12 protein-coding genes are annotated in these 12037 nt (G+C 66.3%); 6 read left to right on the top strand and 6 right to left on the bottom strand.

What is annotated here, in order from left to right; all coding sequences use genetic code 11:
* Window positions 1-20 precede the first annotated feature (20 nt).
* Window positions 21-767: an SDR family oxidoreductase gene (locus R2N16_RS15215; protein ID WP_316666569.1), complete on the top strand. Its 747-nt coding sequence runs from the start codon at window positions 21-23 to the stop codon at window positions 765-767.
* 7 nt (window positions 768-774) lie between these two features.
* On the opposite strand, the gene ypfJ is transcribed toward R2N16_RS15215, so the two are convergent.
* Window positions 775-1662 (bottom strand): KPN_02809 family neutral zinc metallopeptidase, encoded by an 888-nt coding sequence (gene ypfJ / locus R2N16_RS15210; RefSeq protein WP_316666568.1) that lies wholly within the window; start codon window positions 1660-1662, stop codon window positions 775-777.
* Between the two features lie 318 nt (window positions 1663-1980).
* Between ypfJ and R2N16_RS15205 the strand changes: the two genes are divergently transcribed.
* Window positions 1981-2571, top strand: a complete 591-nt coding sequence (locus tag R2N16_RS15205; protein ID WP_316666567.1) for a hypothetical protein — start codon at window positions 1981-1983, stop codon at window positions 2569-2571.
* Window positions 2572-2581: 10 nt separating this feature from the next.
* Here the strand turns inward: R2N16_RS15205 and dapA are convergent, their stop codons facing one another.
* The 4 genes from dapA to R2N16_RS15185 all read right to left on the bottom strand — a co-directional run bounded on the left by dapA (window position 2582) and on the right by R2N16_RS15185 (window position 7003).
* Window positions 2582-3472 carry a 4-hydroxy-tetrahydrodipicolinate synthase gene (gene dapA, locus R2N16_RS15200; RefSeq protein WP_316666566.1) on the bottom strand — a complete coding sequence of 297 codons (891 nt, stop codon included), beginning with the start codon at window positions 3470-3472 and terminating at the stop codon, window positions 2582-2584.
* A gap of 8 nt (window positions 3473-3480) precedes the next feature.
* Window positions 3481-3828 carry a hypothetical protein gene (locus R2N16_RS15195; protein WP_316666565.1) on the bottom strand — a complete coding sequence of 116 codons (348 nt, stop codon included), beginning with the start codon at window positions 3826-3828 and terminating at the stop codon, window positions 3481-3483.
* Between the two features lie 127 nt (window positions 3829-3955).
* The gene (locus tag R2N16_RS15190) at window positions 3956-5272 is read right to left on the bottom strand and encodes an MFS transporter (RefSeq protein ID WP_316666564.1); all 1317 of its coding nucleotides are present in this window, start codon (window positions 5270-5272) and stop codon (window positions 3956-3958) included.
* 102 nt (window positions 5273-5374) lie between these two features.
* Window positions 5375-7003, bottom strand: coding sequence for a gamma-glutamyltransferase family protein (locus R2N16_RS15185; RefSeq protein ID WP_316666562.1), 1629 nt, complete (start codon window positions 7001-7003; stop codon window positions 5375-5377).
* Between the two features lie 116 nt (window positions 7004-7119).
* On the opposite strand from R2N16_RS15185, the gene R2N16_RS15180 reads away from it, so the two are divergent.
* On the top strand, window positions 7120-8004 hold the full coding sequence (locus tag R2N16_RS15180; protein WP_316666561.1) for a LysR family transcriptional regulator: 885 nt from the start codon (window positions 7120-7122) through the stop codon (window positions 8002-8004).
* A gap of 34 nt (window positions 8005-8038) precedes the next feature.
* Window positions 8039-8449: a DoxX family protein gene (locus R2N16_RS15175; protein WP_316666560.1), complete on the top strand. Its 411-nt coding sequence runs from the start codon at window positions 8039-8041 to the stop codon at window positions 8447-8449.
* 9 nt (window positions 8450-8458) lie between these two features.
* Here the strand turns inward: R2N16_RS15175 and R2N16_RS15170 are convergent, their stop codons facing one another.
* Complete coding sequence (locus R2N16_RS15170) at window positions 8459-10015, bottom strand: MFS transporter (RefSeq protein WP_316666559.1); 1557 nt, start codon at window positions 10013-10015, stop codon at window positions 8459-8461.
* A gap of 73 nt (window positions 10016-10088) precedes the next feature.
* Between R2N16_RS15170 and R2N16_RS15165 the strand changes: the two genes are divergently transcribed.
* A complete protein-coding gene (locus tag R2N16_RS15165) occupies window positions 10089-10997 on the top strand; it encodes a LysR family transcriptional regulator (RefSeq protein WP_316666594.1) in 909 nt (302 codons plus the stop codon).
* 64 nt (window positions 10998-11061) lie between these two features.
* Window positions 11062-12027, top strand: coding sequence for a LysR family transcriptional regulator (locus tag R2N16_RS15160; RefSeq protein WP_012762713.1), 966 nt, complete (start codon window positions 11062-11064; stop codon window positions 12025-12027).
* Window positions 12028-12037 lie beyond the last annotated feature (10 nt).

Genomic DNA, 12037 nt, shown 5'->3' with positions numbered 1-12037 from the left:
CAACATATCGGGAGATCGGCATGTCCAAGACCATCGTCATTACCGGCGGGGGCCGGGGTATCGGTCGCGCCACGGCGGTGCTGTGTGCGCAACGCGGGTGGTCTGTCGCGCTGCAATATCGCGGCAACCGGCAGGCAGCGGAAGAGACGGTGGGGCTCATCGAACAGGCCGGCGGCCACGCGCTGGCGGTGCAGGGCGATGTGTCGAACGACGAAGATGTGATCGCGTTATTCGAGGCAGCGGTGGGGCGCTTTGGTGCGCTGCATGGCGTGGTCAACAACGCCGGCATCGTGGCCGAGGCGCAGGACGTTGCCGACATGAGCACGTACCGGCTGCGCACGATGTTCGAGACCAATGTGCTGGGCGCCTTTCTGGTTGCGCGCGAGGCGGCGCGGCGCCTGTCGACGTCGCGCGGCGGCGTGGGCGGTTCGGTGGTGAACGTGTCGTCGGCGGCGTCGCGGCTGGGGTCGCCGCACGAATATGTCGACTACGCTGCCTCCAAGGGGGCCGTCGACACCATGACGTTGGGATTGGCGCGTGAACTGGGGCGCGATGGCGTGCGCGTCAACGCCGTGCGCCCCGGTTTGATCGAGACCGATATTCACGCCTCGGGCGGCCAGCCCGATCGCGCGCAGCGCCTGGGCAGCGCCACGCCGATCGGCCGGCCCGGCACGCCGCAGGAAGTGGCCGAGACCATCGTCTGGTTGCTCTCCGATGCGGCGTCGTACGTGACGGGGGCGCTACTGGATTGTTCGGGTGGACGCTGACCGGCGATCAGGCATTTGCCCCGGCGCGGAAGGTATCGCACTGGCGAAGGTCGCCGCCATCGAAGCCCTGGCGGAACCAGTGCATGCGCTGCTCGGATGATCCATGCGTGAAGGCATCAGGCGTGACGCTGCGGCCGGCGTTGCGCTGCAGTGTGTCGTCGCCAATGGCGTGCGCGGCGGTGAGCGCTTGCTCCAGATCACCGCGCTCGAGCAGGCCGCGTTGCTGGGCATAGTGGCCCCACACGCCGGCCAGGCAATCGGCCTGCAGCTCCAGCTTGACCGACAGGGCATTTGCCGTAGCCTGCGATTTGCCCGCCTGCGCGCGGCTGACCTTCTCCGACACGCCCAGCAGGTTCTGCACGTGGTGGCCCACCTCGTGCGCGACGACGTACGCGGCGGCAAAGTCGCCCGGGGCACCAAATTTGCGGCGCAGCTCGTCGAAGAAGCCGAGGTCAAGGTAGACCTTGGTGTCAGCCGGGCAATAGAACGGGCCGACGGCAGACGAGGCGTCGCCGCAGCCTGAGCGGATGCCCTGGCGGAACAGCACCAGCTTGGGCGGCTGGTACGCGCGGCCGGCTTGCTTGAACAGTTGCGTCCACGTGTCTTCGGTGTCGCCCAGCACGTGCGAGACCAATTGCTTGCTGCGGTCGTTGTCGGTCTCCCCGGTGGGGCGGGCCGGGCTGTGCGGCGCGGATTGCGTGGGGGTGTTCTGCGACACTTGCATCACCATGCCGAGAATTTCCAGCGGGTTCTTGCCCATCAGTAAGCCCACGATGGCCACGATTGCGATGCCGCCGATGCCCAACCGCATGCCGCCGCCACCGAAGCCGCTGCCGCCCGAGGACGCTCGCTCATCCTCGACGTTGTTGCTTTCGCGCATGTCATCCCAACGCACGGTGTTCTCCTTGAGGGGCCTGTGAGGCCAATTGGGCAGGTAAGGCCGGGCGTCACGCCCGGTAAACTTTGCAAAGTCTACCTGCTGTGCGTTCTTACGGGCATGCCGCCGCGCGGCCGAATCGTCTGCGTGGAGGGCCGGTGCGAGCACAGGCAAGGGCTGGCGGCGATTTGTGGCACCGCACAAAACCCGGCAGGAAACTTGCTAACCAAAGCTGCCCATCCTCCGTTCCGCTGTCATCCGGGTGACATGCGGCGGTTCCCGAATAACGATCAGCAGACGGATACGCTGCCGATCCCATGACTTCGAGTTTTCACCATGCGCTTGCCCGCTTCGATCACTGCTCAACCACCACACGCCCCCGAGCCGTCGCATCTGGCCGCCACCCATGTTGATCCGACCGAGGTGTCGGATGTGGAGCAGATCGCCGCGGAGCGCACGCCGTGGTGGGGGCGCACATGGCGCGCGGTGATCGGTGGCGCATTCAGCAGTGTCGCGGCCGCGTTGATTGCCGTGACGGGGGCGATTTACATTGGGATGTACCACGCGCCCTGGGTGAAGAGCCTCACCGGCCACACGCCGACAGCCGCCCAGGCAGGCAATGCGATGAGCGTCGCCATGGCCGCTGGGCCTGCCAACGCCGCCACGCCGGTGCCGACCATTACGCCTGTGCCGGCGGATGCTGCCACGCAACCCGCATCGCCCGACCGGGTGGCGGCGGCGCGAGACCGGATGGAGCAACGCGTCTACTCGCAAGTGCAGCAGCCCCGCGCTCGCACGGTGGCCGAACGCGAGATGGTGGAAGACAACGATGTACCGGCATCTGGCAACGCACGACGTCATCATCGCGGTACGCGTTACATGCGCCATGGCGCGCCGTTCAACGCGGCGTGGTACAAGGGCGCCTGATCGGCACTCTCTATATTTGGGCCAGTCGTGGCGGGCAATCCACTTCGACGTTTTCCAGGGCGTGCATCGCCGCCACCAGACGGCGGTGCAGCGATTCCGATACCGGCAGAATCGGCGCGCGCGTGTCCGCACCAATGCTTCCCCCCGCTGACAACAACGCCTTGACCGGCGCAGGGTTTGGCTCCGCAAACAGCAGCGCAGCCAACGGCGCCAGTGCATCGGCCAAGCGCCGGGCCTCGACGATGCGCCCCGCGCGATGGTGCGCGACGAGCGCTACGAACAGCTCCGGCCGCAGATGCGCGCCGGCCAGGATGCCTCCCGTGCCGCCCTGTGCGAGGCAATCGAGCAGCGCGCTGTCATCCCCGCTCAGCACATCCAGCGGCCCGCCCTTCAACGCGCTGAAATGCTCGGCCACACATTCCTTGATGGCGACGATGTTGGGCTGCTCGGCCAGCGCCAGCGCGGTATGCGGCGCGATCGAGACGCCCGTGCGCTTGGGCACGTTGTAGAGCACCACCGGGCGGCCTGTGCTGGCCGCCACCTGCGCGTAATGCCAGCGCAATCCCGCCTGCGACGGGCACACGTAGTACGGCGGCGGCACGAGGTAGCCTGCGCTGTTCCAGCACTCGTAATGGCGGATCTGCGCGCAGACTTCGCGCGTGTCCGGCGCGCCGACGCCGATCAGGAAGGGCGTGCGATCGCCACAAGCGTCGGCGATGGCCTCCAGCACGGTATAGCGCTCGATCTGCGAGAGCAGCGCGGCTTCACCCGTCGTCCCCAGCGCTACGAAGCCCGATACACCCGCGCCCTGGTAATGGCGCACCAATCGGCGCAGCGCAGCGGTGTCGACGTGATCATGGTGGAACGGCGTGACCAGCGGAATCCAGATACCCGAGAACATGGCGCGCCTCAATGCAGCAACGTATGCGCGCACTTGTGCGCCGTGCACAGCGGCGTGATGCGGCCCAGCGTGGCACAGGGGAGGCCGCGCAGCAGCGCACCGATCACCGCATCGGCATCCGCATGGGGCAGTTCCAGATCAACGGTGACGGTCTTGCGGCGGGCGTCGTGCCGGACGATGTATAGCCCGAGCGTGTCGCCGAGCAGCGCGTGCAACTGCCGGCGAACCGCGTGCGGCGCATCGCCGGGCACCATCACGCGCAGGCACACGTATTGACGTGCCGGCTGGGCGGCCGCGCGAGGCACCGCCACCGGCGAGGGCGGCAGCAACTGCGGAATCAGCGAAGACAGGAGCATCGATCGCGCCATGATGAGGTGGCGACGGCTCGCGTCGCCATGTCGTTGAACATGACGACACCGTATCGATTCGCTCGTAAAAAGCGTGAAAAAGGGGCGTGACGCGGCGTAAAGAAAGCGTAAACGCTCAGGCGGCGTGCACTTGCTTGCGACGACGCAGTGCGATGATCGTCAGCGAGATGCCGCTGACGGCGGCCGCCGTCAGCACGTAGTAGCTCGGTGCCAGCGTATCGCCCGTCGTGTGAATCAGCCACGTGACGATGAACGGCGCGAACCCGCCGAATAACGTCACGCCCAGGCTGTAGCCGAGCGACAGGCCGGTCGAGCGTACGCGCGTGGGAAAGATCTCCGACATCAGCGCCGGCATCGGGCCCGAATACGCGGCCTTGAAGATGCCCGACACGGCTTGCAGCGCAAGCAGCGCGCCGATGGTCGGATACGCGCGCAACAGCGCAAACATCGGGTAGATCAGCAGGATCATCAGCACCGACGTGGTGAGCATGATGCGGATGCGGCCAATGCGATCCGACAGCGCACCCATCACCGGCGAGAGCAAAAACTGCAGCCCGCCATTGAGCACGACCACCGCGAACGACTGTGCCGCCGGCAGATGCAGTTGCTTGACGGCGTACGTGGGCATGTAGAGCTGCAGCACGTACACCGACACCGTCGACTGCGCTACCACGCCCACCGCCAGCAGCAGGTTAGACCACTGCGCTTTGAACGAAGCCTGCGGGTCGACCATTGTCTTTCTTTGCTCGGCGACGAACTCGGGTGTCTCATCCAGATGGCGGCGGATGTAGAAACCCACCGGGCCGACCAGCAGACCGAAGATGAACGGCAACCGCCAGCCCCAACCTTCCAGTTCGGCCGACGTGAGCGATGCCGTCAGCAGCGCCCCGAGCCCCGCCGCCAGAATGGTGGCAATGCCCTGGCTGGCGAACTGCCAACTCGCGTAGTACCCACGCCCGCGCGTGCTGTGTTCCACCATGAAGGCTGTCGCGCTGCCGAATTCACCGCCTACAGCGAAGCCCTGCACCAGGCGCGCAAGCAGGATGGTGACGGGCGCCACGATGCCGATTTGCTGGTAGCTCGGCATCACGGCAATCGCCAGCGTGCCGACGATCATCAGCAGAATCGACAGCGTGAGCGCTGCCTTGCGGCCTTTCTTGTCGGCATACATGCCGAGCACGATCGCGCCCACCGGCCGCGTGATGAACGACACGCCAAAGCTGCCCACCGCAAACAGCAGCGAGACCCATTCGTCATCCGCCGGAAAGAACAGCTTGCCGATGATGGATGCGAAGAAGCCGTAGACGAGAAAGTCGTACCACTCAAGCGCATTGCCGATCGACGACGAAATGACGATGCGGCGCGCATGCGCTGCACTCGTTGTTGCTGGACGAGCGGGTGCAGCAGAGCCTGCCACAGACGGGGCGGTCATGATGAGGGTTCCTTTGGTGCGGGCCGGGATCGTTTTTATGGGGACTGCAGCGCGTTGCCAGCCCGGTCCGACGGGTCAGCGCGCTGGTGCGGCGGGCTTTCCTTAGAAGCCCACCGCATGGCCGTCGCGGCGGCTGTCGCTGGCGGCCACGTAGCCGTGGTCGGCGTCGTCCGACAGGCGCCAGATGAACTGGCCGGAGCCGAAATCCATGTACGGATCAGCCACCGATTCAAGCTTGTGCCCGCGCGCTTCCAGCGCAGCGATGGTGTTGGGGTTCATGGTGCCTTCCACGTCGAGCGTGAAATCACGGTTGACCTTCCAGCGCGGCGCGTCGCACGCGGCCTGCGGCTGCTGCTTGTAATCGAGCATGCGCACGAGCGTCTGCAGATGGCCTTGCGGTTGCATGTCGCCGCCCATCACGCCAAAGCTCATCTGAGGCTGGCCGTCCTTGGTCAGGAACGCCGGGATGATGGTGTGGAACGGCCGCTTGCCGCCTTCCACCACATTGGCCGAGCGCGCATCCATCGAGAAGCCGAAGCCGCGGTTCTGCAGGCTGATGCCCGTGCCGGGTACCACCACGCCCGAGCCGAAGCCCATGTAGTTGGACTGGATGAACGAGACCATCATGCCGTTCTCATCGGCGGCGGTCAGATACACCGTACCGCCGGCGCGTGGCATGCCGAAGGTCGGCATCTGCGCACGGCCCATGTCGATGAGCTTGGCGCGCGCATCCAGGTACGCGTCGTCGAGCATCTGCTCGGGCGTGACTTCCATCGAGCGCGGGTCGGCCACGTATCGATAGAGATCGGCAAACGCCAGCTTCATCGCTTCAATTTGCAGATGCTGCGAGTCGGCCGAATCGACGGGCAGGGCGCCGAGGTCGAAGCGGTCGAGAATGCCCAGCGCAATCAGCGCCGCGATGCCTTGGCCGTTCGGCGGGATCTCATGCAGGTCGTAGCCGCGGTAGCGCTTGGTGATGGGCTTGACCCACTCGGGCTGAAAGTCGCGCAGGTCTTGCGCGGTCATGCCGCCGCCGCATTCGCGCGAGTACGCGGCAATGCGTTCGGCGAGTTCGCCTTCGTAGAAATCGCGGCCGTGGGTCTGGCCAATGCGGCGCAGCGTGGCCGCTGCTTCGGGCAGCTTGAACTTCTCGCCCACTTGCGGTGCGCGGCCGTGCGGCATGAAGGCCTGCGCGTAACCGGGCTGGTTGTGCAGCTCGGGAATGGCCGCCGCCCATTTGTGCGCAACGATGGGCGCGATGGTGTGGCCGCGCTCGGCAATCTCGGCGGCGGGTTCCAGAACGTCGGTAAACGGGAGCTTGCCGAAGCGCTCGTGCAGCGCAGCCCAGGCGGAGACCGCGCCGGGCACGGTCACCGCGTCCCAGCCGCGCGTGGGGCGCTTGGGGTTGCCGTTGGCGTCCTCGCCATATTTCCTGCGGAAGTAGTCGAGGTTCCAGGCTTGCGGCGCGGTGCCGGAGGCGTTCAGGCCGTGCAGCGCCTTGCCGTCCCACAAAATGGCGAATGCATCGCTGCCGAGGCCGCACGAGACGGGTTCGACCACGGTGAGCATGGCTGCGGCGGCGATGGCCGCATCCACGGCACTGCCGCCCGCAAGCAGCATGCGCAGTCCGGCCTGTGCGGCCAGCGGATGAGACGTGGAGACAACGTTGCGCGCAAACAGTGGAATGCGCACCGTGGGATAGGGGTTCTGCCAGTCGAAGCGGTGGGACATGGGGGGCTCAAGCGGGAATGTTTGACGAACGATTATTTGCGGTGCGCTGGATTTAATAAAGTTAAAATTCATTGGATATTGCTTAAGAAAAACTTGAGAATCCGCCGCGCCTTGCCGTGAGTACCGTCCGCTTTCTCCGCACCTTTGTCGCCGTGGCCCGCCATGGCTCGTTTGCCGCCGCCGCCGAGCGCGTGGCGCTCACGCAGGCCGCGGTGAGCCTGCAGATGCGTGCGCTGGAAACCGAACTGCGCCGCGACTTGTTCGACCGATCGGGGCGCACCGTCACGCTGAATGCGCATGGTCGCGCGCTACTGCCCCACGCCGAGCACCTGCTGGCGCTGTATGACGCCATGCGCGTCGGCGACGAGCCGCAGACGGAGTTGTCCGGCGCGGTGGCGATCGGTGCGGTGGTGTCGGTGATGGGGGCGCTGGCACATGCGGTGGCGGGGCTCAAGCAGATGCACAAGGGGCTGGACGTCAAGCTCATCACCGGCAAATCGGGCGAACTGGCGGACCAGGTGGAAGCGGGCGAGCTGGATGGCGCGCTGGTGGTCGAACACCTGGAGCGCCTGCCTGCCAACCTTGCGTGGCATCCGCTCTATACCGAGCCGCTGGTGGTGGTGGCGGGCCGCCACACGCGTGGCCGCGCAGAAGAAGTCCTGCGCACCCATCCGTTCCTGCGCTTTGACCGCGCGGTGCGCACCGGCGCGCTGATCGACCGGGCGCTGCGCAAGACGCACATGGCGGTCAACGAGTTCATCGAGGTCAATTCGATCGAGGCGATTGTCGAACTGGTGCGTCAGCAGGTCGGGGTGACGCTGGTGCCGCGCCTGCGCCGCGCAAGCTGGGAGAGCGACCCGGCCCTGCGCGTGCTGCCCATGCCGCCGCAGACGCCCGTGCGCGCCGTCGGCATGATCGAGCGGAAAGAACACGTGCGGCACGGTGTGATTCAGGCGGTACTCGATGCGCTCGAAACCACACTTGGCAATTCCAGCGCCTAGACTGGAGGCACCAAGACTGGCCTCGGAGGCCGCGATGGACGCATTCATTCAACGCTGGCGCGACGAATTGATCCTGCTCGCCCGCATCCTGATGATGGTGCTGTTCGTGATGTCCGGATGGGGCAAGCTCACGGGCTTCCAGGGCACCGTCGGCTACATGGCCAGCACCGGGGCGCCGGTGCCCGTGCTGGCCGCAGCGATTGCCGTCGTCATGGAGTTTGGCGTGGGCATCGCCTTGCTCATCGGCCTGTGGACGCGGCCGCTGGCCATTCTGATGGCGCTGTTCGTGCTCGGCACTTCGTTCATTGCCCACTCGTACTGGGATATGGAAGGCGCCATGGAGGCCGCCAACAAGATCCAGTTCTACAAGAACCTGAGCATCATGGGCGGGCTGTTCCTGCTGGCCGCTGTAGGGCCGGGCAAGTACGCGGTGCAGAAATCGTAGTGCATCCGCTCAGCGCAACGACCGCTGCACCAGCACCAGCACGGCAAACACGCCGCATGCCACGGCAAACCAGCTGAAGAGCTGCGTGCCGGCCAGCAGCGTGGCTTGCCGGTCAATCTCGGCTGACAGGCTGGCGAGGCGCTCCGGCGTAAGGGGGTTCACGGCCTGCAGGTCTGCCGTGAAGCGCGTGACATGCGCCACGATCAGCGAGCGCGATTCCGCCTGCTGCGTCTGCAGCGACACCGCCGCCAGCCCCGTGCCCACCGCGGTCGCAAACTGGCGCGCGATGTTCTTCATCTGGTAGCCATGCGCGAAGTCTTCCCGGTCGAGATCGAGGTAGGTCATCATCGCCACCTGGATCATCACCGCGCCCGGCGTGATGCCTTCCAGTACCGACACGGGGAAGAACGCATAGTCTGGCGCGCCCGGCATCAGGCTTGTCGCCAGCAGCAGCGCTGCTGCCGCATACACCGCAAAGCCGATGGCGATGAAGCGGCGCTTGCGGAAGAAAAACGGCAGCCAGACGGTCATGACCACGGCCACCACGGTCGACACCGCCCCGCTGATCATCAGGAGCAGCGTGGTCGTGCGGAACGTAAAGCCCAGGCCGCCCTGCGATACCGCCGGAAACAGGTACGACCAGTACCCGCTCATCAGGTAATAGATGCCGTAGAAGCCGATGCCCCACAAGTAGCGGCGGCCATTCAGGCGCGAGAGATCGAGCCACGGGTCCGGGTGCGTGCGCAGGCGGTGGATGGCCAGCAGCAGCGAAGCCGCACCGCCCAGCAGCAAGAGCGGAATCAAAGGCGAGGCTGTCAGCCGGCTGTAGCGCAGCTCCGACAGGCCCATCAGGAACGACAGCGCGCCGATGGCCATGGCTCCCACGCCAACCCAATCCCACTGGCTTTCTTCTGGCGGCGCTTCATCGGGGCGGCGCGCGGCGCGTGTGCGCGGCTGATGGTGTTCGGGCGGCAGGAAGAACATCGCCACCCACGCCACGCTGGCCAGTGCCAGTTCGATCCAGAAGATCACGCGCCATTCGCTGTACTCGAGCACCTCGGCGCAGATCCACGGTGCAATGGTGGTCAGACCGAACAGGCCAACGCTGAACATCAGCATCGGCGGAATGCGCTCGTCGGGTTCGGCCGTGAGCTGCACCAGAATGCGCGACGCCGAGAACAGCCCGCCTGCGCCCAGGCCCTGGATGGTCCGTCCGATGACGAGTTCGCCGATCGTGTTGGATTGGGCGCACACCACGCAGCCGATGGCGAACAGCACGATGCCCACGAGCGAATACATCCGGTAGCCCATCTGCGCGGCAATGCGGCCGATGGCGAGGTTGGCGACCACGGCCGCCACGGCATACGCTGTGACCGCGTAGAGATACGCCTCAGGGCTTGCGTGCACACCGCCCTGAATGTGCTGGCCCGCCACGGCGAACATCTGCGAAGAGACGAAGTCGAGGCCGGTGGCGAGGCCCAGCGCCAGCCCAAAAGCGTGGACGCGCGCCGAAGAAAAATGGGGAAACGCCCGCAGAGAAGCGGGTTTGAGGATTGGCAGCGACATGTGCCCGAGCATAAACTTGCCCGCCAGCAGGATAAACGGCCAACTCTAGGAACACTGTCCAGTCATGCGAACAATGGAGTGGAACGACTGGGAAACCTTCTGCCGCGTGGTGGAGGCCGGCAGCTTCACCGCCGCCGCCGAGGCGCTGGGCATCCCCAAATCGACCGCCAGCGCTGCCGTATCGCGGCTGGAGGCGGCGCTCGGCGTGCGGCTCATGACGCGCACCACGCGCCAGTTGCGCCTGACCGAAGCGGGCTCGCACTTCTACGATGACATCGCGCCACTGTTTGACCGTCTGCGCGAAGTGCACGCCGACACCACCGCCGCCAGTGAGAACGTCGCCGGCACGCTGCGCATCGCCGCGCCGTATGAGGTGGGCGCGCAGCACCTGACCGAGCCCGTCTGCCGCACGCTGGAGCGCTATCCGCATCTGCAGATCCAGGTGCACATCTCGTGGGAGCAGCCCGACCTGCTCGCCAGCGGTTACGACATCGTCTTCGTGATGGTCGACCAGGTGCTGCCGGATTCGTCGCTCGTGGCGCGCCGCGTCGTGTTGATCCCGCGCGGTTTGTATGCGTCGCCGACCTTGCTGGCGGAACGTCCGCCGCTGAAGACGCCCGCCGACCTCGCTGGCTGGCCGTGCCTTTCCGGCCCGGATGACGCGAGCTGGGCCTTTCGCCCCGTCGGCGAGCCCGCGGCCGAGCCGATCGAAGTCCCCATCCAGCCGCGCCTGCAGACCTTGAATGCTGAAATGCGTGCCCGCGCCGCCGTGCGTGGCCTGGGCGTGGCCCGCATGGCGCGCTCCGTGGGCGACACGGAAGTCGCGGCCGGCCGGCTCGTGCGCGTGCTGCCCGATTTCGAGTTGACCGCGCTGCGCGTCTACGCGCTGATGCCCGCACGCAAGCTGGTGCCGCGCAAGGTGCGCGTGTTTCTAGACGCCCTGGAAGCGGAGGGCGCTTCCGCCACACCCGCCCCCGCCTAGCCGAAGACCGGCGCCGGATGTCACAATCGGCGCTTCCCTATTCGGATTGTGAGGACCGGCGGCCATGCGTCTGCGCCAGATTGAAGTCTTCCGCGCCGTGATGCTGGTCGGTACCGTCAGCGAGGCGGCGCGCATGCTGAACGTGTCGCAACCCGTAGTGACGCGTGTGCTGCAGCACACCGAGCTGCAGCTCGGCTTCCGGCTGTTCGACCGCACCAAGGGCCGCCTGCAGCCCACCGCCGAGGCGTTTGAGCTGTTCAGCGAAGTCGAGCGGTTGTACCAGGAGGTCGAGCGTGTGCGGCGCGTGTCGGCCAATCTGCGCCACAAGGGCGCCGGGCGCTTGCGTGTGGCAGCGACGCCCAGCCTGGCGCCCAGCATCCTTGCCCCCGCCGTGCGGCGCTTCTCGCAGCGCCATCCCGATACGCTGGTGCGCGTGTTCACGCATCACACGGCCGAGATCGTGCAGGGTTTGCTCTCGCAGGACATCGACGTCGGCTTTGCCTTTGCGCCGCCTGTGCATCCGGCCATCAGCACCACGCCGGTCGCGCAGGGTCGCATCCTTCTGGCCGCGCCGCGCGCCTGGGTGGGCGGCAAGACCGATGGGCGCGCGCTGCACAAGCTCGTCGCCGAGAAGCCGTTCATCGGACTCGAAGACCAGATTTCGCTCGGCTCGCTGGTCGGGCAGACGCTGGCGCGCGGCGGGCTGGCGCCGCAGTCGACGCTGGAGGTGCAGACGTATTCGTTGGCGCGTTCACTGGTGGAGGAGTCGCTCGGCGTGACGATGCTCGATCAGTTCACAGCCGCCACCGGCAGCATGGAGCGCATTGCGCTGTTCGCACTGGAGCCGGCGCAGACGTTTGATGTACGTGCCATGCGTGCCGAGCATCACGCGCCGTCATCGCTGGCGGATAGCCTCGTGCAGTGCTTTGCAGAGGCCGCGCGTGCGCTGTCCGATGAACTCCCGCAGCGTGTCGAGCCGACGGCATTCGTGCTCAAGCCCACAGAACCTGACAGCGACGCGGCAGACTAACGCTGACCAT

This window comes from Ralstonia psammae, assembly GCF_958405935.1.
In the GTDB taxonomy this organism is placed as follows: domain Bacteria; phylum Pseudomonadota; class Gammaproteobacteria; order Burkholderiales; family Burkholderiaceae; genus Ralstonia; species Ralstonia psammae.
Note: the sequence above shows the minus strand (reverse complement) of the source record. Positions and strands in the feature narration are given on the sequence as shown.

What these genes read in the sequence shown, in the direction of transcription:
- R2N16_RS15215 (WP_316666569.1), top strand. Translation starts at nt 21, where the DNA reads ATGTCCAAGACCATCGTCATTACCGGCGGGGGCCGGGGTATCGGTCGC.
- R2N16_RS15205 (WP_316666567.1), top strand. Translation starts at nt 1,981, where the DNA reads ATGCGCTTGCCCGCTTCGATCACTGCTCAACCACCACACGCCCCCGAG.
- dapA (WP_316666566.1), bottom strand. Translation starts at nt 3,472, where the DNA reads ATGTTCTCGGGTATCTGGATTCCGCTGGTCACGCCGTTCCACCATGAT.
- R2N16_RS15195 (WP_316666565.1), bottom strand. Translation starts at nt 3,828, where the DNA reads ATGCTCCTGTCTTCGCTGATTCCGCAGTTGCTGCCGCCCTCGCCGGTG.
- R2N16_RS15190 (WP_316666564.1), bottom strand. Translation starts at nt 5,272, where the DNA reads ATGACCGCCCCGTCTGTGGCAGGCTCTGCTGCACCCGCTCGTCCAGCA.
- R2N16_RS15185 (WP_316666562.1), bottom strand. Translation starts at nt 7,003, where the DNA reads ATGTCCCACCGCTTCGACTGGCAGAACCCCTATCCCACGGTGCGCATT.
- R2N16_RS15175 (WP_316666560.1), top strand. Translation starts at nt 8,039, where the DNA reads ATGGACGCATTCATTCAACGCTGGCGCGACGAATTGATCCTGCTCGCC.
- R2N16_RS15170 (WP_316666559.1), bottom strand. Translation starts at nt 10,015, where the DNA reads ATGTCGCTGCCAATCCTCAAACCCGCTTCTCTGCGGGCGTTTCCCCAT.
- R2N16_RS15165 (WP_316666594.1), top strand. Translation starts at nt 10,089, where the DNA reads ATGGAGTGGAACGACTGGGAAACCTTCTGCCGCGTGGTGGAGGCCGGC.
- R2N16_RS15160 (WP_012762713.1), top strand. Translation starts at nt 11,062, where the DNA reads ATGCGTCTGCGCCAGATTGAAGTCTTCCGCGCCGTGATGCTGGTCGGT.